The sequence below is a fragment of the Geodermatophilus sp. SYSU D00965 genome (assembly GCF_054050075.1).
In genome coordinates, this window is record NZ_JBJGYQ010000013.1 from 145335 (window position 1) to 165386 (window position 20052).

Sequence of the window (20052 nt, forward strand, 5' to 3'; positions counted from 1 at the left end):
CCGCCGGATGGGACGATCGGGCGCATGTCCGCCGTCCCCGCCGCCGAGTCCGCCCTGGACCCCGCCGTCGCCGCGCTGCTGCGCCGTGACGCCGCGGGTCTGGTCGCCGCCGTCGTCCAGCAGCACGACACCGGCGAGGTGCTCATGGTCGCCTGGATGGACGACGAGGCGCTGCGCCGCACCCTCACCACCGGCCGGGCCACCTACTGGTCGCGCAGCCGGCAGGAGTACTGGGTGAAGGGCGAGACCTCCGGTCACCGGCAGTGGGTGCGCGACGTCCGGCTGGACTGCGACGGCGACGCCCTGCTGGTGCTCGTCGACCAGGAGGGGCCGGCCTGCCACACCGGCGAGCGCAGCTGCTTCCACCGGGAGCTGGAGGTGTCCCGTGCGGCTCGGTGAGACGTCCCCGTCGCGGGAGGAGTTCGCCGCCCTCGACCAGGCGTTGGTGCCGGTGACCCGGCGGCTGCTCGCCGACGCCGAGACCGCCGTCGGCATCTACCGCAAGCTCGCCGGCAACCGGCCCGGCACGGTGCTGCTGGAGTCCGCCGAGCAGGGCAAGCAGTGGAGCCGGTACAGCTTCGTCGGCGTCCGCAGCGCGGGCGTGCTCACCGAGCGCGACGGCGTCACCCAGTGGCTGGGGGAGGAGCTGCCGGGCCTGACCGACGACCTGCCGACCGACCCGCTGGACGCCGTCCGCACCCTCGCCCGGCGGCTGCGGTCGCCGCGCACCCCCGGGCTGCCGCGGCTGACCGGTGGCCTGGTCGGCTACCTCGGCTACGACGTGGTGCGTCGGCTGGAGCGGCTGCCGGTCACCAGCGTCGACGACCTCGGCATGCCCGAGCTGTCGCTCATGCTGGTCACCGACCTCGCCGTGCTCGACCACACCGACGGGTCGGTGCTGCTCATCGCCAACGCCGTGCGCGGAGCGGGGGAGCCCGGCACCGGCTGGGACGACGCCGTGGCGCGGCTCGACGCGATGGCCGCCGACCTCACCAAGGCGGTGCCGCCCGGGGTCGCCACGTTCGCGACCGCCGAGCCGCCGCCGGTGGTCAGCAACATGGCGCCGGGCGTCTTCGAGGACGGCGTCGAGCGGGTCCGCGAGCACATCCGCGCCGGTGACGCCTTCCAGGTGGTGCTGTCGCAGCGCTTCGCGGTGCCGACCGAGGTCGACGCGCTGGACCTCTACCGGGTGCTGCGCGCGACCAACCCCTCGCCCTACATGTACCTGCTGCGCTTCGCGGGGCGGGAGACGCCGTTCGACGTCGTCGGCTCCTCGCCGGAGGCGCTGGTGACGGTGACCGGCAGCTCGGCCGTCGTCCACCCCCCGGCCGGCACCCGGCCCCGTGGCACCACGCCCGACGAGGACGTGCGGCTGGCCGAGGGGCTGCTCGCCGACCCCAAGGAGCGCGCCGAGCACGTCATGCTCGTCGACCTGGCGCGCAACGACCTGGGCCGGGTCTGCGTGCCCGGCACGGTCGAGGTGCCCGACTTCATGCGGATCGAGCACTACAGCCACGTCATGCACCTGGTCTCCACCGTCGCCGGCGAGGTGGCGCCGGAGTGGGACGCGCTGGACGTCTTCGACGCCACGTTCCCCGCCGGCACGGTGTCCGGCGCCCCCAAGCCGCGGGCGATGGAGATCATCGAGTCGCTGGAGCCGACCCGCCGGGCGCTGTACGCCGGCACCGTGGGCTACGTCGACGCCAGCGGCGACCTCGACATGGCCATCGCCATCCGGACGGCGGTGCTGCACCAGGGCCGGGCCTACGTGCAGGCCGGCGCGGGCGTCGTCGCCGACAGCGACGCCGCCACCGAGGAGGCCGAGACCCGGCACAAGGCCCGGGCGGTGCTGTCGGCGATCGCGACCGCCGAGGGGATGCGGGAGCTGCCGTGAGCGGCCCTGCCGTCGGCCCCGTGACCGCCCGGCGGGAGCTGGGCGCCGCCGTCGTCGGCGCGGCGCTGGCCGGCGGGCTGGCGCTGTCCGCCGGGGGGCAGACCTGGGTGACCGCGACGCTGCAGCGGCCGGCGCCGCTGCCCCCGGCCACCGAGGAGGTCACCGGGTCGGCGCTGGCGCCGCTCGTGCCGGCCGCCGGGCTGCTGCTGCTGGCCGCGGCGGTCGCCGTGCTCGCCGTCCGCGCCGGCGGGCGGGTCGTCGTGGGGCTGCTCGTCGCCGTCGCCGGCGGTGTCCTGGGCTGGTCCGGGCTGCGGCCGCTCGTCGGGGGGGTCGAGTCGGCCGTGGCCGGTGCGGTCGGGGCCGGGAGCGCCGGCGGGCCCACCGTCGAGGTGCACCCGGCCTGGCCGGTGCTGGCGGTCGTCGCCGGGGTGCTCGCGGTCGCGGCGGGGCTGCTCACGGTCCTGCGCGGGCGCGGCTGGCCGGGCATGGGCCGCCGCTACGAGCGGCCGGTCGGCGCCGCGACGGCTCGGTCCGGGGCCCGGCGGACCGACGAGGACCGCGCCCTGGACGCCTGGCGGGCCCTCGACCGCGGCGAGGACCCCACCGAGCTGGCACCCGGCGAGGCCGAACCGCGCTGACTACCCGGCCTCCGACGGGCGAACCGCGCGCCGCAGCCCCGCGGGAGGCCGGGACCGCGGTCGCCTCTAGAGTGGTTCCACGACCGGGCCGCGAACGGCGAGCCGATGATTCCCAGCGGGGAGGACGCGTGTCCGTGCTCGACGAGATCGTCGCCGGGGTCCGCGAGGACCTGGCCGCGCGCGAGGCGGTCATGCCGCTGGCCGAGGTCAAGGCCATCGCGGGGGACACCCGGCCGGCCCTCGACGCCCTGGCCGCACTGCGCGCCCCCGGCGTCGGCGTCATCGCCGAGGTGAAGCGGCAGAGCCCGTCCAAGGGCGCGCTCGCCGACATCCCCGACCCGGCCGTCCTGGCCCGGCAGTACGCCGACGGCGGCGCCCGGGTGATCAGCGTGCTCACCGAGCGCCGCCGGTTCGGGGGCTCGCACGCCGACCTCGCCGCCGTCCGCGCCGCCGTCGACGTGCCGATCCTGTGCAAGGACTTCGTGGTCACCAGCTACCAGGTGCACGAGGCCCGCGCCCACGGTGCCGACGTCGTCCTGCTGATCGTCGCCGCGCTCGAGCAGAACGTGCTGGTGGGGCTGCTCGAGCGGGTGGAGTCGCTCGGGATGACCGCCCTGGTCGAGGTGCACACCGAGGCCGAGGCCGACCGGGCGCTGGCCGCCGGCGCCGCCGTCATCGGCGTCAACGCCCGCGACCTCACGACTCTGTCGGTCGACCGGTCGACCTTCGAGCGGATCGCCCCCGGGCTGCCGTCGGAGGTGGTCAAGGTCGCCGAGTCCGGCGTCCGCGGGCCGCACGACCTCATCTCCTACGCCGCGGCCGGCGCCGACGCCGTGCTGGTCGGCGAGGGCCTGGTCACCGCCGGCGACGCCCGCCAGGCGGTGGCCGACCTGGTCACCGCCGGATCGCACCCCGCGACCCCGCGCACCAGCCGCTGAGCCGGGCTCCCACGCCCGCCACCCCGACGCCGACCCCCTGTCCCGTCAGGGGCTCTCGGCGCGGGAGACTAGGGGCATGACGACGACCAGCCCACCGCAGCCCGGAGAAGAGCTCCTGCCGGCGCGCCCGGGCTGGCCCGACGCCACCGGCCACTTCGGGGTCTTCGGCGGCCGCTTCGTGCCCGAGGCGCTGATCGCTGCGCTCGACGAGCTCACCGAGGCCTACGCCGCCATGCGGGTGGACCCGGCCTTTCAGGAGGAGTTCGCCCGGCTCCAGCGCGACTACACCGGCCGGCCCAGCCCGATCACCGAGGTGCCGAAGTTCGCCGAGCACGCCGGCGGCGCCCGGGTGCTGCTCAAGCGCGAGGACCTCAACCACACCGGGTCACACAAGATCAACAACGTGCTGGGCCAGGCGCTGCTCACCAAGCGCATCGGCAAGACCCGGGTCATCGCCGAGACCGGCGCCGGGCAGCACGGGGTGGCCACCGCGACCGCCGCGGCGCTGATGGGCCTGTCGTGCACCGTCTACATGGGCGAGGAGGACACCCGCCGCCAGGCGCTCAACGTCGCCCGGATGCGGCTGCTCGGCGCCGAGGTCATCCCGGTCACCACCGGCTCCCGGACGCTCAAGGACGCGATCAACGAGGCCTTCCGCGACTGGGTCACCAACGTCGAGACCACCAACTACGTGTTCGGCACCGTCGCCGGGCCGCACCCGTTCCCGGAGATGGTCCGCGACTTCCAGCGGGTCATCGGCGACGAGGCGCGCGCCCAGGTGCTCGAGCGGGAGGGCCGGCTGCCCGACGCCGTCCTGGCCTGCGTGGGCGGCGGCTCCAACGCGATCGGCATCTTCACCGCCTTCGTCCCCGACGAGGGCGTGCGGCTGATCGGCCTGGAGGCCGGCGGGGACGGCGTCGACACCGGGCGGCACGCGGCCACGATCACCGGCGGGACGCCGGGGGTGCTGCACGGCGCCCGCTCCTACCTGCTGCAGGACGAGAACGGTCAGACCATCGAGTCGCACTCGATCAGCGCCGGGCTGGACTACCCCGGCGTCGGGCCCGAGCACTCCCACCTGCACGACATCGGCCGCGCCGAGTACCGGGCGGTCACCGACGCCGAGGCCATGGAGGCCTTCGCGCTGCTGTGCCGCACCGAGGGGATCATCCCGGCGATCGAGTCGGCGCACGCGCTGGCCGGGGCGCTGCAGCTGGGCCAGGAGCTGGGGCGGGACGCGCTGCTGCTGGTCAACCTCTCCGGCCGCGGCGACAAGGACGTCGAGACGGCGTCGCGCTGGTTCGGTCTCGGCGACCGCGAGGACGTCGACCCGGGACCGGGCCTGGACACCGACCAGCAGCCCACCGAGGGAGCCGTGACGTCCGGCGAGGCCGTCCCCGGCCAGGAAGCAGGGGAGACGGCGTGACCTCACAGCTGGCCGACGTGATCGGCAAGGCCACGGCCGAGGGGAGATCGGCGCTGGTCGCCTACCTGCCGGTCGGCTACCCGAGCGTGGACGCGTCGATCGCGGCCATGGTCGCCGCCGTCGAGGGCGGCGCCGACGTCGTCGAGGTCGGCGTCCCCTACAGCGACCCCGGCATGGACGGACCGGTGATCCAGCGGGCCGTCGACCCGGCCGTGCGCGCCGGCGTGGGGATGCGCGACGTGCTGCGCGCGGTCGAGGCGGTCGCCGCGGCGGGCGCGGTACCGGTGGTGATGAGCTACTGGAACCCGATCGAGCGCTACGGCGTCGAGCGGTTCGCCACCGACCTGGCCGCGGCCGGGGGAGCGGGCGCGATCACCCCCGACCTCATCCCCGACGAGGCGGCCGAGTGGATCGCCGCCGCCGAGGCAGCCGACCTCGACCGGGTCTTCCTGGTCGCGCCGTCGTCCACCGACGCCCGGCTGGCCATGACCACCACCGCCTGCCGCGGCTTCGTCTACGCCGCCTCCACCATGGGGGTGACCGGCACCCGCGCCACGGTCAGCGACGCCGCGGAGCAACTGGTCGCCCGCACCCGGGCCGCGGCGCCCGACCTCGCGGTGTGCGTGGGCCTCGGCGTCTCGAACGCCGACCAGGCCGCCGAGGTCGCCGCCTTCGCCGACGGGGTCATCGTCGGGTCGGCGTTCGTCCGCACGCTGCTCGACGGCCACGGTCCGGACGGCGTCCGCGCGCTGGCCGCCGAGCTGTCCGACGGCGTCCGCCGACGGGGGCGTGCATGACCGCCCTGGCGGCCATCCCGAGCCCCACGCAGGGCGTCTGGGAGCTCGGCCCGCTACCCATCCGGGCCTACGCGCTGTGCATCATCGCCGGCATCGTCGCCGCGGTCTGGCTGACCGACCGGCGGTGGCGGGCCCGCGGGGGAGCGGAGGGCGACGTCCTCGACATCGCCGTCTGGGCGGTGCCCTTCGGCATCGTCGGCGGCCGGCTCTACCACGTCATCACCAGTCCGCGGGCCTACTTCGGCGAGGGTGGCGACCCGGTCCGGGCCTTCGCGATCTGGGAGGGCGGCCTGGGCATCTGGGGCGCCATCGCCCTCGGCGGGGTCGGCGCGTGGATCGCCTGCCGGCGCAAGGGCATCCCGCTCCCGGCCTTCGCCGACGCCCTCGCCCCCGGGCTGCTGGTCGCCCAGGCGATCGGCCGGCTCGGCAACTGGTTCAACAACGAGCTCTACGGCGGGCCGACCGACCTGCCGTGGGCGCTGACCATCTACGAGTGGGACGGCACCGGGGCCGTCGTCGGCCCCGACGGGCAGCCGGTCGTGCTGGGCACCTTCCACCCGACGTTCCTCTACGAGCTGCTGTGGAACCTCGCCGCGGCCGGGCTGGTCATCTGGGCCGACCGGCGCTTCCGGCTGGGCCACGGCCGCGCGTTCGCCCTGTACGTGGCCAGCTACTGCGCCGGGCGGCTGTGGGTCGAGCTGCTGCGCAGCGACCCCGCCGAGCACTTCTTCGGCATCCGGCTCAACGTCTTCACCGCGGTGGTCGTCGGCCTGCTCGCGGTGGCCTACCTGGTGTGGCAGCGCGGCCGTCCCCGCGAGGTGATCACCCGCGGACGTGAGATGTCCGACACCGCGGCGGCCCCGGGGAGTGCGGCCGGCGCGGCCCCGGCGGCCGCGCCGGGCAGCGGCGACGGCACGGACGGCGAAGGAGCAGGTGGGGACGGCCCGCTGCGACACGAACGATCCTGAGGAAGACGCGCCGTTGCGGGGGTTTGCCCGAGTGAGGCTGGTGTTACCGCTGTGTACCCTCCAACCTGACCTCCCAGAGATCCTGGCGGGGTCATCTGCGTCGGAACCGGGCCAGTGCCGCCCCGCGGACGACAGCCCCGAGGGCACCACCCCCGAGGCTCGCGAGCCTGAGCTGGACCGGTCGATCCACGGATCACCACCGCTCCCGGCTCTCCCGCAGTGCCCCTCCGCCCTCTGACCACCGGCCCCGGGCCCTCAGCCCCCCGTCCGTCCCGTCACCGCCGACGGAGCCCGGACGGCGCGCCGACGACGGGAGTGACATGCCCGAGAACTCCGCCCCCGCCACCGGTTCTCCCGCCTCCGGCACGGTGACCCCCGCTCCCCGCGGGACCGCCGTCCCGTTCTCGGCCGTCCCGGCCGCCGCGGGCCTGTACGACCCGGCCAACGACAAGGACGCCTGTGGCGTCGCCTTCGTCGCCGACGTGCAGGGACGCCGCTCCCGGAAGATCGTCGCCGCCGGTCTCACCGCGCTGCACAACCTCGACCACCGGGGCGCCGCCGGCTCCGAGCCCAACTCCGGCGACGGCGCCGGGATCCTCACCCAGGTCCCCGACGCGCTGCTGCGCGCCGAGGTCGACTTCGACCTGCCCCCGCTCGGCGAGTACGCCGTGGGCATCGCCTTCCTCCCCGTCGACGAGGCCGAGCGGGCCGCGCGGGTCGAGGACGTCGCCCGGCTCGCCGCCGAGGAGGGCCTGGCCGTCCTCGGCTGGCGCGAGCTCCCGGTCGACCCGGACGGCGCCGACGTCGGCCCGACCGCCCGCGCGGTCATGCCGCACTTCGCCCAGCTGTTCGTGGCCGAGACCATGGGCGCCCGCGCCGACGCCGCCGCGTTCGGCGGCAACGCCGCGCCCAACGGCGTCACCCGGCTGGAGCGGCGCGCCTTCGTGCTGCGCAAGCGGGCCGAGCGCGCCGCGACCGAGGCGGGCAGCTCGCTCTACATCGCCTCGCTGTCGTCCCGGACGATCACGTACAAGGGCATGCTGACCACCGACCAGCTGCCCGCGTTCTTCCCCGACCTGCGCGACGAGCGCTACGAGTCGGCGATCGCGCTGGTGCACAGCCGGTTCTCCACCAACACCTTCCCGAGCTGGCCGCTGGCCCACCCGTTCCGCGTGATCGCGCACAACGGCGAGATCAACACGATCAAGGGCAACCGCAACCGGATGCGGGCCCGCGAGGCCAAGCTCGAGACGACGCTGTTCGACGGCCCCGCCGGCCCGGCGTCCGAGCTGGGGCTGGACCGGATCTTCCCGGTCACCGCCAGCGACTTCAGCGACTCGGCCACCTTCGACGAGGTGCTGGAGCTGCTGCACCTGTCCGGCCGGTCGCTGCCGCACGCGGTGCTGATGATGATCCCGGAGGCGTGGGAGAACCACGACGAGATGGACCCGGCCCGCCGGGCCTTCTACCGGTTCCACTCCTCGATCATGGAGCCGTGGGACGGGCCGGCCGCGGTCGCCTTCACCGACGGCACGCTCATCGGCGCCGTCCTCGACCGCAACGGGCTGCGCCCGGGCCGCTGGTGGCACACCAAGGACGACCTGGTCGTGCTCGCCAGCGAGGTCGGCGTCCTCGAGGTTCCCGACGCCGAGGTCGTGGCCAAGGGCCGGCTGCAGCCGGGCCGGATGTTCCTGGTCGACACCGCGGCGGCGAAGATCGTCTCCGACGAGGAGGTCAAGGGCGCGCTGGCGGCCGAGCATCCGTACGAGGACTGGCTGCACGCCGGCCTGGTGCACCTGCCGCAGCTGCCCGAGCGCCGCCGTGCCCGGCCCAGCCACGAGTCGGTCGTCCGCCGGCAGCAGCTGTTCGGCTACACCGAGGAGGACCTCCGGGTCCTGCTGACCCCGATGGCCTCCTCCGGCGCCGAGCCGATCGGCTCCATGGGCACCGACACGCCGGTCGCGGCGCTGTCGGACCGCTCGCGGCTGCTCTACGACTACTTCGGGCAGCTGTTCGCCCAGGTGACCAACCCGCCGCTGGACGCCATCCGCGAGGAGCTGGTGACCAGCCTGGGTCGCACCTTCGGCCCGGAGCAGAACCTGCTGCACGCCACCCCGGCGTCCTGCCGCCAGGTCTTCCTGCCCTACCCGGTCATCGACAACGACGAGCTGGCCAAGATCCTGCACATCGACGACGACGGCGACCTGCCCGGCTACGCCGCCGTCCGGATCACCGGCCACTTCGACGTCAACGGCGGCGGCAAGGGCCTGGCCGAGGCGGTCGAGCAGCTGCGCACCAAGGTCAGCAAGGCGATCGCCGCCGGCGCCCGCGTCATCGTGCTCTCCGACCGGGACTGCGACGAGAAGCGCGCGCCGATCCCGTCGCTGCTGATGACCGCGGCCGTCCACCACCACCTCGTGCGGCAGAAGACCCGCATGGAGGTCGGGCTGGTCGTCGAGTCCGGCGACTGCCGCGAGGTGCACCACGTCGCGCTGCTGCTCGGCTACGGCGCCGCCGCGGTCAACCCGTACCTGGCCTTCGAGTCCATCGAGGACCTCATCCGGGCCGGGGACCTCACCGGCATCGAGGCCGCCCAGGCCAACCGCAACGTCGTCAAGGCGCTGGGCAAGGGCGTCCTGAAGGTCATGAGCAAGATGGGCATCAGCACCGTCGGCTCGTACACGATGGCGCAGATCTTCGAGGCCGTCGGCCTGTCCCAGGAGGTCGTCGACGAGTACTTCACCGGCACCTCCTGCCCGCTGGGCGGTGTCGGCATCGACGTCCTCGCCGAGGAGGTGGCCATGCGCCACCGCCGCGCCTACCCGGAGAACCCGACCGAGCGGGCGCACCGCCGGCTGGAGACCGGGGGCGAGTACCAGTGGCGCCGCGAGGGCGAGGTGCACCTGTTCAACCCCGAGACGGTGTTCCTGCTCCAGCACGCCACCCGCTCGCGGCAGTACGAGGTGTTCCAGCGCTACACCGACACCGTCGACAAGCTCTCCGAGGAGGCCGCGACGCTGCGCGGGCTCTTCACCCTCCGCACCGGTGCGCGTCCGCCCGTGCCGCTGGAGGAGGTGGAGCCGGTCAGCGAGATCGTCAAGCGGTTCTCCACCGGCGCGATGAGCTACGGCTCCATCTCGCAGGAGGCCCACGAGACCCTCGCGATCGCCATGAACCGGCTGGGCGGCAAGTCCAACACCGGTGAGGGCGGCGAGGACCCCGACCGCTTCCAGCCCGACCCGAACGGCGACCTGCGCCGATCGGCGATCAAGCAGGTGGCCAGCGGCCGGTTCGGCGTCACCAGCGAGTACCTGGTCAACGCCGACGACATCCAGATCAAGATGGCGCAGGGCGCCAAGCCCGGCGAGGGCGGCCAGCTGCCCGGCCAGAAGGTCTACCCGTGGGTGGCCCGCACCCGGCACTCCACGCCGGGCGTCGGCCTGATCAGCCCGCCGCCGCACCACGACATCTACTCGATCGAGGACCTCAAGCAGCTCATCCACGACCTGAAGAACGCGAACAACGCAGCAAGGGTCCACGTCAAGCTGGTCAGCGAGGTCGGCGTCGGGACGGTCGCGGCCGGCGTGAGCAAGGCGCACGCCGACGTCGTCCTGATCTCCGGGCACGACGGCGGGACGGGCGCGGCGCCGCTGACCTCGCTCAAGCACGCCGGCTCCCCGTGGGAGCTGGGCCTGGCCGAGACGCAGCAGACGCTGCTGGCCAACGGCCTGCGCGACCGCATCGTCGTGCAGTGCGACGGGCAGATGAAGACCGGCCGCGACGTGGTCATCGCCGCGCTGCTGGGCGCCGAGGAGTACGGCTTCGCCACCGCTCCGCTGGTCGTCTCCGGCTGCGTGATGATGCGCGTCTGCCACCTCGACACCTGCCCGGTCGGCGTCGCCACCCAGAACCCGGAGCTGCGCAAGCGGTTCACCGGGCGGCCGGAGTTCGTGGTCACCTTCTTCGAGTTCCTCGCCGAGCAGGTGCGCCAGTACCTCGCCGAGCTGGGCTTCCGCTCCCTCGACGAGGCGATCGGGCACGCCGAGCTGCTCGACACCCGCAAGGCGGTCGACCACTGGAAGGCCGCGGGCCTCGACCTCACCCCGGTGCTGGCCGTGCCCGAGCTGCCCGAGGGCGCGCCGCTGCACCGGGTCCGGGAGCAGGACCACGGCCTGGACGTCGCGCTGGACCAGACCCTCATCCAGCTGTGCGAGGGCGCGCTGCTCGACGCGCGGCCGGTCAGCCTCGAGCTGCCGGTGCGCAACGTGAACCGCACCGTCGGCACGATGCTCGGGTCGATGGTCACCCGGCGCTTCGGCGGCGAGGGCCTGCCCGACGGCACGATCGACCTGACCTTCACCGGGTCGGCCGGCCAGTCGTTCGGCGCGTTCCTGCCGCGCGGCATCACCATGCGGCTGTTCGGTGACGCCAACGACTACGTCGGCAAGGGCCTCTCCGGCGGGCGGGTCGTCGTCCGGCCGGGCCGCGAGGCGACCTTCGCCGCCGAGGACAACGTCATCGCCGGCAACGTCATCGCCTACGGCGCGACCGCGGGGGAGATCTTCCTGCGCGGGCGGGTCGGCGAGCGGTTCTGCGTGCGCAACTCGGGCGCGCTGGCCGTCGTCGAGGGCGTCGGCGACCACGCGCTGGAGTACATGACCGGCGGGCGCGCGGTGATCCTCGGTTCGACCGGCCGCAACATCGCGGCCGGCATGTCCGGGGGCATCGCGTACGTCCTCGACCTGGCCCGCCACCGGGTCAACAGCGAGATGGTCGACGTCGAGCCGCTGGACGGCGAGTCCGCGCAGTGGCTGCGCGACGTCCTGGTCCGCTACGCCGCGGACACCGAGTCGCCGGTCGCCGTCGCGCTGCTGGCCGACTGGGGCCGCTGGTCGGAGCGGTTCAGCGTGATCATGCCGCGCGACTACCGTCGCGCGCTCGAGGCCCGGCGGGCCGCGGAGGCCGCCGGCACGGATGTGGACAAGGCACTGATGGAGGCCGCACGTGGCTGACTCGACCGGTTTCCTCAAGCACGACCGGGCGCTGCCGCCGCGCCGTCCGGTCGACGTCCGGATCCTGGACTGGAAGGACGTCTACCTCTCCCGGACCAGCGGTGAGGACGCCGTCTTCCCCGTGGCCGCGGTGCGCCAGCAGGCCGCCCGGTGCATGGACTGCGGCATCCCGTTCTGCCACCACGGCTGCCCGCTGGGCAACCTGATCCCGGAGTGGAACGACCTCGCCCGCCGCGACGACTGGACCGAGGCGATCGAGCGGCTGCACGCCACCAACAACTTCCCGGAGTTCACCGGGAAGCTGTGCCCGGCGCCGTGCGAGGGCTCCTGCGTCCTCAACCTGCAGGAGTCCCCGGTCACGATCAAGCAGATCGAGTGGGAGATCATCGACCAGGCGTTCCAGCGCGACCTGGTCAAGCCCGTCCCGCCGCAGGAGCAGACCGGCAAGAAGGTCGCCGTGATCGGCTCGGGGCCGGCCGGGCTGGCCGCCGCCCAGCAGCTGACCCGCGCCGGGCACGAGGTGACCGTCTACGAGCGGGCCGACCGCGTCGGCGGGCTGCTCCGCTACGGCATCCCCGAGTTCAAGATGGAGAAGGCCGTCCTCGACCGGCGGCTGGACCAGATGCGCGCCGAGGGCACCCGGTTCGTCACCGGGGTCGAGGTCGGCGGCAGCGGGGAGAACGACCTGTCGGCCGACCAGCTGCGGGCCGAGTACGACGCCGTCGTCCTCTCCGGTGGCGCCACCATCGGCCGCGACCTGCCGGCGCCGGGCCGCGAGCTGCGCGGCATCCACCTGGCGATGGAGTACCTGCCCTTCGGCAACCGGCAGGCGCTCGGCGAGCTCGACGAGCCGCCGATCAACGCCCACGGCAAGCACGTCGTGATCATCGGCGGTGGCGACACCGGCGCGGACTGCCTGGGCACCGCGCACCGGCAGGGCGCGCTCTCGGTGACCCAGCTGGAGATCATGCCGGCGCCGCCGGACCGGCGGGCGGCGGGCAACCCGTGGCCGACCTACCCGATGGTCATGCGGGTCTCCAGCGCCCACGAGGAGGGCGGGGAGCGGCTCTACAGCGTCAACACCGAGCGCTTCGTCGGCGACGACGAGGGCAACCTGCGCGCGCTGCTGATCCACGAGGTGGAGCGGGTCGACGGGCGGTTCCAGAAGGTCGAGGGCACCGAGCGGGAGCTCCCGGCCGACCTGGTGTTCCTCGCCATGGGCTTCACCGGCGCGCAGCGCGAGGGCCTGCTCGACGCCCTGGGCGTGGAGATCGACGGGCGCGGCAACGTCGCCCGCGACGGCGAGTTCATGTCCACCGTCCCAGGCGTGTTCGTCGCCGGTGACATGGGCCGCGGCCAGTCGCTGATCGTGTGGGCGATCGCCGAGGGGCGCGCCGCCGCCGGCGCCGTCGACAGCTGGCTGACCGGGGCCTCGATGCTGCCGCGGCCGATCACCCCCACCGCGGTGGCACTGCGGTAGCGCACCCGCACAACACCGGCTCCGGGCCGGGTCCCGCTCCACGCGGGGCCCGGCCCTCGTGCTTGCTGGGGCTGGTGTGAGCGCTCACACGGGTCCACTGCACGGGAGCGGGGCGGGGCCGATAGCGTTTGAGCCATGTCGCGTCGCGCCAAGATCGTCTGCACGCTGGGGCCGGCGACCTCCTCGCAGGAGCAGGTCACCGCCCTCGTCGAGTCCGGGATGGACGTCGCCCGGCTGAACTTCAGCCACGGGGCGCACGCCGACCACGAGCGCGCCTACAAGCTGGTCCGCGAGGCGTCGGACCGCACCGGCCACGCCGTCGCCGTCCTCGCCGACCTGCAGGGCCCCAAGATCCGCCTCGGCACCTTCGCCGACGGCCCGGTCCAGTGGCAGACCGGCAGCCGCGTGTGCATCACCGTCGACGACGTCGAGGGCACCGCCGAGCGGGTGTCGACGACGTACAAGGGCCTGGCGGCCGACGCCCGGGTCGGCGACCGCCTCCTGGTGGACGACGGCAAGCTGGCGCTCTCGGTGGTCGCCGTGGAGGGCCCCGACGTGTGGTGCCTGGTCGTCGAGGGCGGCGAGGTGTCCAACAACAAGGGCCTGTCGTTGCCCGGCGTGGCGGTGAGCGTGCCCGCGCTGTCGGAGAAGGACGCCGAGGACCTGCGCTTCGCGCTGCACCTGTCGGTGGACTTCGTGGCGCTGTCGTTCGTCCGGTCCCCGGCCGACGTCGAGCTGGTGCGCGACATCATGCGGCAGGAGGACGTCTTCGTCCCGGTCATCGCCAAGCTCGAGAAGCCCGAGGCGGTGGAGAACCTCGAGGCGATCGTCGAGGCCTTCGACGGGATCATGGTGGCCCGCGGCGACCTCGGCGTGGAGCTGCCGCTGGAGAGGGTCCCGCTGGTGCAGAAGCGCGCCGTGCAGGCCGCCCGGGAGCGCAACAAGCCGGTCATCGTCGCCACCCAGATGCTCGAGTCCATGATCAGCTCGTCGCGGCCCACCCGCGCCGAGGCCTCCGACGTCGCCAACGCCGTCCTCGACGGGGCCGACGCGGTCATGCTGTCGGGGGAGACCTCGGTCGGCCGCTACCCGATCGCCGCCGTCCGCACGATGGAGCGGATCATCGACGCGGTCGAGAGCGACAGCGTCGCCGCCCCGGAGCTCGTCCGCCGCTCCCGGTCGCGGTCGGGCGCGATCGTCCGCGCGGCCCGCGACGTGAGCGAGAGCCTGCAGGTCAACGCACTGGCCACCTTCACGCAGACCGGGGACAGCGCCCGCCGGCTGGCCGCGCTGCACCCCCGCCAGCCGCTGCTGGCCTTCACCGTCGACCCCCGCGTGCGCAGCCAGCTGGCGCTCTCGTGGGGCGTGGAGACCTTCCTCGTCCCCGAGGTGCAGCACACCGACGACATGGTCCGGCAGGTCGACTTCTCGCTGCTGGCCATCGGCCGGCTCAAGGAGGGCGACCGGGTGGTCGTCGTGGCCGGCAGCCCGCCCAACACCCCGGGATCGACCAACCTCATCCGCGTGCACGAGGTGGGGACCGACTCGTGACCGGCCCGGCGGGGGACGGCGACAGTCAGGCCGCCTCGCTGCTGCACGTGCTCGACCTCGAGGAGCGCGAGCCCGACGTCTTCGTCGGCCGGACGCCGACCACCCGGCTGCAGCGGATCTTCGGCGGCCAGGTGGCCGGGCAGGCGCTGATGGCGGCCGGGCTGACCGTGCCGGCCGAGCGCGGGGTGCACTCCCTGCACGCCTACTTCCTGCGGCCGGGCGACCCGCACGAGGAGATCCGCTACAGCGTCGACCGCATCCGCGACGGCCGGTCGTTCACCACCCGCCGGGTCATCGGGTGCCAGTGGCGCAAGGGCCAGGACGTGGCGATCTTCGCGCTCACGGCGGACTTCACCGCGGGGGAGCCGCCGGTGGTCGAGCACTCGCTGCCGATGCCCGACGTCCCCCGGCCGGAGGAGCTGCCCTCGCTGGCCGACGTCGCCGCCGCGCACGGCCAGGAGTCCTCGGGCGCCCTGGAGATCAGCCGGGCGGTCGAGCAGCGGCTGCTCGAGGACCCCTTCGCCGGCGTCGCCAAGCAGCCACCGGACACCTCGACCCGGGTCTGGATGCGGGTCGCCGGCCGGCTGCCCGACCGGCCCGCGGTGCACGCGGCGGCGCTGACCTTCGTCAGTGACCTGACGCTGCTGGGCGCCGGTCTAGCCCGCGTCGGCGGATGGCAGAACCGCTACGCCGGCGCCAGCCTGGACCACGCGGTGTGGTTCCACGCGCCGGTGCGGGCCGACGACTGGTTCCTCTACGAGACCGACAGCCCGGCGGCCAGCGGCGGCCGTGCGCTGTGCTTCGGCCGCATCTGGGCGGCCGACGGCACGCACGTGGCCACGACCGCCCAGGAGGGCCTGCTGCGGCCCGTGCAGCGCTGACTCAGGAGCCGGTGCCCCCGCCGTCCCCCGGGACGGCCGCGGCGGCCTGCTCCGGCGACGACGGGGTGTCGGCGGCGGCAGCTGGCTCGTCGGGCACCTCGTCCGCCGGAGCCGGCTGCCGGCCGTCCGCCAGGCCCTCCTGCGCCGCCGCCTGCGTCGTGGTCTCGTCCTGGGCGGCCGGGACCTCCGGCGCCGCGGCCCGACGCTCGGCCTCCGCGCGAGCCCGTTCGGCGGCCGACTCGGCGAAGTCGGCGGCCAACCAGTCGTGGCCCTCGCAGAGCAGCTCCCAGGCGCGCGCCACGTGGGCCCGGGTGGTCGACGGGGCGCCGATCGCCACGCGCAGCACCGCCTGCCCGCGCACCGTGGTGTGGGTCAGGAACACCTCGCCGCCGTCGTTGAGCCGCTCCAGCAGCGTCATGGTGGCGACGTCGGCGTCGACGTCCTCGGCCCAGCGGGGCCGCAGGCACACCAGCGACAGCGGGTGCCTGGTCACCACGTCGAACCGGTCGTCGGCCTCGGCCCAGGCGGCGAGCTCCTGCGCGAGCGCCACCCCCGAGCGGACGTGGGCCCGCAGCCCCTCCGCGCCGTACCAGCGCAGCACGAACCACAGCTTGAGGGCGCGGAACCGGCGGCCGAGCTCGATCTGCCAGTCGCGGTAGTCGACGACGGCGCCGGCGTCGGTCGCGGCGTTGCGCAGGTACTCCGGCAGGATGGCCAGCGCGCCGGTCAGGGCCGCCCGGTCGGCGACCCAGAACAGGGTCGCGTCGAAGCCGGTGAGCAGCCACTTGTGCGCGTCGGTGGTGTAGCTGTCGGCCCACTCCACCCCGGCCTGGAGGGAGCGCAGCTCCGGTGCCACGGCGCTCACGCCCGCGTAGGCGGCGTCCACGTGCAGCCAGACGCCGTGGTCGCGGCAGATGGGGCCGAGCTCGGCGAGCGGGTCGACGGCGGTGGTGGAGGTCGTCCCGACCGTGGCGCAGACCAGCACCGGCCGGAAGCCGCGGGCGGTGTCGCGCTCGAGGCGGGCCGCGAGCGCCGAGGGGCGCATCGCGAGGTCGCCGTCCACCTCGACGACGCGGACGGCGTCGCTGCCGAGGCCGGCGATGCGCACGGCCTTCTCCATCGACGAGTGCGTCTCGGCCGAGACGTAGACGGTGTACTCGTCGGGGCGGACGCCGCCGCGCACGGTCTCCCCGCCGCTGGCCCGGTGGAGGGCGGCGAGCAGCGCGACCAGGTTGGCGCCGGAGCTGGAGTCCTGGACGACGCCGCCGCCGGTGCCGGTCGAGCGGAAGCTCTCCGGCACGCCGAGCAGTTCGGCGAACCAGTCGAGGACGTGCTGCTCCAGCTCGGTGGCCGCCGGGCTGGTCACCCAGGACATGCCCTGGACGCCGAGGCCCGCGGAGACGAGGTCACCCAGCACCGACGGGCCGGAGGTGTTGGCCGGGAAGTAGCCGAAGAAGCCGGGGTGCTGCCAGTGCGTGACCCCGGGCAGGACGACGCGGTCGAGGTCGGCCAGGACGGCGGAGAACGGCTCGCCCTGCTCCGGCGGCGACGCGGGCAGGGACTCGCGGACGTCGCCCGGCCCGACGGGGGAGCGGACCGGGAACGAGCCGATCCGGGTCCAGTAGTCGGCGATCCAGTCGACGACCTCGTGCCCGTGCCGGCGGAACTGCTCGGGGGTCATGTGCGGGGGCGTCGGCTCGCTCACGGTGCCACCGTATGGCGGCCGCCGCCCGCTCGTGTCAGGCGCCCCGTGCGGTCCCTGGGAGCGGGGGCCGGAGGCTCCCCCGAGCGGGGACGGGTGTCTGGTGCTCCACGTGAGCCGGGAACGGCACGTGAGGCGGTGCGGTCCCTGGGAGCGGGGGGCCGGAGGCTCCCCCGAGCGGGGACGGGTGTCCGGTGCTCCACGTGGGTGGGGAACGGCACCTGGCCGCGGTGTCGGTCCCTGGGAGTGGGGGGCCGGAGGCTCCCCCGAGCAGGGACGGGAGTCTGGCGCTCCACGTGGGTGGGGAACGGCACCTGGCCGCGGTGTCGGCCGGTAGGCCGACGATGTCACAGTGCCCCCGGTGCGACTCGAACGCACACTGCGCGGGTTTTGAATCCGCTCCCTCTGCCGATTGGGGTACGGGGGCGTGCCGGGACGGTCAGTCCCGGGTTGCCCGAGCAGCCTACTTGGGCGTCACGGACACAGCGGCATCGATAGGCTCCCGCGCGTGAGCAGCGAGACAATCCGGGTCCTCATCGCCGAGGACGAGGCGCTCATCCGCCTCGACCTGAAGGAGATGCTGGAGGAGGAGGGGTACAGCGTCGTCGCGGAGGTGGGCGACGGGCAGCAGGCCGTGGACCGCGCCACCGAACTGCGGCCCGACCTGGTCATCCTCGACATCCAGATGCCGGTCCTCGACGGCCTCTCGGCGGCCGAGCAGATAGCCACGGCCCGCGTCGCGCCGGTCATCGTGCTCACCGCCTTCAGCCAGCGCGAGCTGGTCGAGCGGGCACGCGACGCCGGGGCCATGGCCTACCTGGTGAAGCCGTTCTCCAAGAACGACCTGGTGCCGGCGATCGAGGTGGCCCGGGCCCGGTTCGCCGAGATCTCGGCCCTGGACGGCGAGGTCCGGACGCTGGAGGACCGCCTGGAGGCCCGCAAGGTCGTCGAGAAGGCCAAGGGCAAGCTGATGGCCGAGCAGGGCATGACCGAGGCCGAGGCGTTCCGCTGGATCCAGCGGACGGCGATGAACGAGCGCACCTCGATGAAGGCGCTCGCGCAGCGGATCCTCGACCCGCAGGAGGCCGAGGCCCCGTCGGCCGAGTGAGCTGCGTCTCCGCTCGTAGGCGCGCCGCGCCGCTGTGTGTCGGGGCCGGATCCGGGAGGTCACGACCTCATCACGGTCCGGGCGACCCTCCGTCGGGGCCTCTGGGCAGCGGTTACCTTCCCCCCACTGATGGGGTCAGCCCGGGCCGGGCTGACCGAGTGCACCACCGACAGCACAGTGGGAGTGGCTTGATGCGCACTGGCATCCTCGCCCGGAGCGCGGCCGTGTCCGCTGCAGCCCTGCTCGTCCTGACCGCCTGTGGCGGCGGGGACGACGAGGGCGGCAGCGCGAGCGGCGGCGGCGGCGACAGCGGCGAGAAGCAGGTCAACGTCTACGGGTCCGACGGCAACATGGGCAACGCCCTCGGTGAGGACTTCACCGAGCAGGGCGCGCTCGCCGGCATGAAGGGCACCCTGCCCCTCACCGAGCTGTCCGGCGACTTCCGGGACCGGCTGCTGGGCGTCGACCCCAACCTGGTCGACTTCAACTACGCCGGTGAGACCTACGACGCCGTGGTGATCACGGCGCTGGCCGCGCAGCTGGCCGGCACCAACGACGCCAACGTCTTCAAGAACTTCGTCAACGGGGTCACCGCCGGCGGCGACAAGTGCGAGGACTTCACCTCGTGCCTGGAGATCGTCAACAACGGTGGCGACGTCGACTACGACGGCCAGTCCGGGCCGCTGAGCTTCACCGACGCCGGCGAGCCGGCCCAGGCGAGCATCGGCATCCAGCAGTTCGGTGACGACAACCGGATCGACGACAGCGCGACCCGGTACGTCATCCCCGGCGACGAGGCCAACGCCAGCACCGCGGAGAGCCCGGCCCCGGCGCCGGCCGGCACCACCAGCCCGGAGCCGCTGATCATCGGCACCCTGCTGCCCGAGACCGGCAACCTGGCCTTCCTCGGCCCGCCCGAGATCGCCGCCGCGCAGCTGGCCGTCAACGACATCAACGCCGCCGGCGGTGTCCTCGGCCAGCAGGTGCAGCTCATCCAGCGCGACTCCGGTGACACCACCACCGACATCGCCACCCAGTCGGTCGACGCCCTCCTGCAGGCGGGCGCCAACGCGATCATCGGTGCGGCGTCCTCCGGTGTGAGCCTGACGGTCATCGACACCATCACCGGTGCCGGCGTCCTGCAGTTCTCCCCGGCGAACACGTCGGACCAGTTCACGACGTACAACGACAACGGGCTGTACTTCCGCACCGCGCCGCCGGACACCCTGCAGGCCGAGGCGCTGGCCGACCTCATCATCGAGGACGGCAACAACACCGTCGGGATCCTCGCGCTCAACGACCCCTACGGGACCGGGCTCGCGGAGAACGTGAAGAACAACCTGGTGGCCGCCGGTCTCGCCGAGGGCGACATCCAGACGATCATCTACGACCCGCAGGCTGCCAACTTCGACTCCGAGGTGCAGCAGATGGTCGACTTCAACCCCGACGCCATCGCGGTCATCGGGTTCGACGAGTCCTCGCGGATCATCGAGGGGCTCAACGCGAACGGCATCGGCCCGCAGCGCTGACCCGCGACACCGGGCGTCCCTGACGCCCGGAGGACCACCACGGTGGGGGGGGGGGGGGGGGGGGGGGGGGGGGGGGGGGGGGGGGGGGGGGGGGGGGGGGGGGGGGGGGGGGGGGGGGGGGGGGGGGG

The 20052-nt window shown here is 74.1% G+C and carries 14 protein-coding genes and 1 tRNA gene; 13 read left to right on the forward strand and 2 right to left on the reverse strand.

Going from position 1 to position 20052, the window contains the following annotated elements:
- The first annotated feature begins 24 nt into the window (after nucleotides 1-24).
- The 11 genes from hisI to ACI789_RS14375 all read left to right on the forward strand — a co-directional run bounded on the left by hisI (nucleotide 25) and on the right by ACI789_RS14375 (nucleotide 15585).
- Nucleotides 25-399, forward strand: a complete 375-nt coding sequence (hisI, locus tag ACI789_RS14325) for a phosphoribosyl-AMP cyclohydrolase (protein ID WP_456920587.1) — start codon at nucleotides 25-27, stop codon at nucleotides 397-399.
- Entirely contained in the window at nucleotides 386-1894 is a 1509-nt protein-coding gene (locus ACI789_RS14330) for an anthranilate synthase component I (protein WP_457010065.1), read from the forward strand. Before hisI ends, ACI789_RS14330 begins: the two co-directional genes overlap by 14 nt.
- A complete protein-coding gene (locus tag ACI789_RS14335; protein ID WP_457010067.1) occupies nucleotides 1891-2532 on the forward strand; it encodes a Trp biosynthesis-associated membrane protein in 642 nt (213 codons plus the stop codon). Before ACI789_RS14330 ends, ACI789_RS14335 begins: the two co-directional genes overlap by 4 nt.
- 128 nt (nucleotides 2533-2660) lie before the next feature.
- Nucleotides 2661-3470 carry an indole-3-glycerol phosphate synthase TrpC gene (trpC, locus tag ACI789_RS14340; protein WP_457010068.1) on the forward strand — a complete coding sequence of 270 codons (810 nt, stop codon included), beginning with the start codon at nucleotides 2661-2663 and terminating at the stop codon, nucleotides 3468-3470.
- Nucleotides 3471-3546: 76 nt separating this feature from the next.
- Nucleotides 3547-4896: a tryptophan synthase subunit beta gene (trpB, locus tag ACI789_RS14345; RefSeq protein WP_457010069.1), complete on the forward strand. Its 1350-nt coding sequence runs from the start codon at nucleotides 3547-3549 to the stop codon at nucleotides 4894-4896.
- The gene (trpA, locus tag ACI789_RS14350) at nucleotides 4893-5693 is read left to right on the forward strand and encodes a tryptophan synthase subunit alpha (protein WP_457010070.1); all 801 of its coding nucleotides are present in this window, start codon (nucleotides 4893-4895) and stop codon (nucleotides 5691-5693) included. Before trpB ends, trpA begins: the two co-directional genes overlap by 4 nt.
- Entirely contained in the window at nucleotides 5690-6661 is a 972-nt protein-coding gene (lgt, locus tag ACI789_RS14355; protein WP_457010071.1) for a prolipoprotein diacylglyceryl transferase, read from the forward strand. The genes trpA and lgt overlap by 4 nt, the downstream gene beginning before the upstream one ends.
- Before the next feature lie 320 nt (nucleotides 6662-6981).
- Nucleotides 6982-11673 (forward strand): glutamate synthase large subunit, encoded by a 4692-nt coding sequence (gltB, locus tag ACI789_RS14360; protein WP_457010072.1) that lies wholly within the window; start codon nucleotides 6982-6984, stop codon nucleotides 11671-11673.
- Nucleotides 11666-13153: a glutamate synthase subunit beta gene (locus ACI789_RS14365; RefSeq protein WP_457010073.1), complete on the forward strand. Its 1488-nt coding sequence runs from the start codon at nucleotides 11666-11668 to the stop codon at nucleotides 13151-13153. Before gltB ends, ACI789_RS14365 begins: the two co-directional genes overlap by 8 nt.
- A gap of 135 nt (nucleotides 13154-13288) precedes the next feature.
- A complete protein-coding gene (gene pyk, locus ACI789_RS14370) occupies nucleotides 13289-14704 on the forward strand; it encodes a pyruvate kinase (RefSeq protein WP_457010074.1) in 1416 nt (471 codons plus the stop codon).
- Nucleotides 14701-15585 (forward strand): acyl-CoA thioesterase, encoded by an 885-nt coding sequence (locus ACI789_RS14375; protein ID WP_457010075.1) that lies wholly within the window; start codon nucleotides 14701-14703, stop codon nucleotides 15583-15585. The genes pyk and ACI789_RS14375 overlap by 4 nt, the downstream gene beginning before the upstream one ends.
- Before the next feature lies 1 nt (nucleotide 15586).
- On the opposite strand, the gene ACI789_RS14380 is transcribed toward ACI789_RS14375, so the two are convergent.
- Both ACI789_RS14380 and ACI789_RS14385 read right to left on the reverse strand, forming a co-directional pair.
- Entirely contained in the window at nucleotides 15587-17290 is a 1704-nt protein-coding gene (locus ACI789_RS14380; protein WP_457010076.1) for a pyridoxal-dependent decarboxylase, read from the reverse strand.
- Nucleotides 17291-17640: 350 nt separating this feature from the next.
- A tRNA-Leu gene (locus tag ACI789_RS14385) sits at nucleotides 17641-17714 on the reverse strand.
- Nucleotides 17715-17795: 81 nt separating this feature from the next.
- On the opposite strand from ACI789_RS14385, the gene ACI789_RS14390 reads away from it, so the two are divergent.
- Nucleotides 17796-18395, forward strand: a complete 600-nt coding sequence (locus ACI789_RS14390) for an ANTAR domain-containing response regulator (RefSeq protein ID WP_457010077.1) — start codon at nucleotides 17796-17798, stop codon at nucleotides 18393-18395.
- A 224-nt stretch (nucleotides 18396-18619) separates the two neighbouring features.
- Complete coding sequence (locus ACI789_RS14395) at nucleotides 18620-19924, forward strand: ABC transporter substrate-binding protein (RefSeq protein ID WP_457010078.1); 1305 nt, start codon at nucleotides 18620-18622, stop codon at nucleotides 19922-19924.
- The last annotated feature ends 128 nt before the right edge of the window (nucleotides 19925-20052 follow it).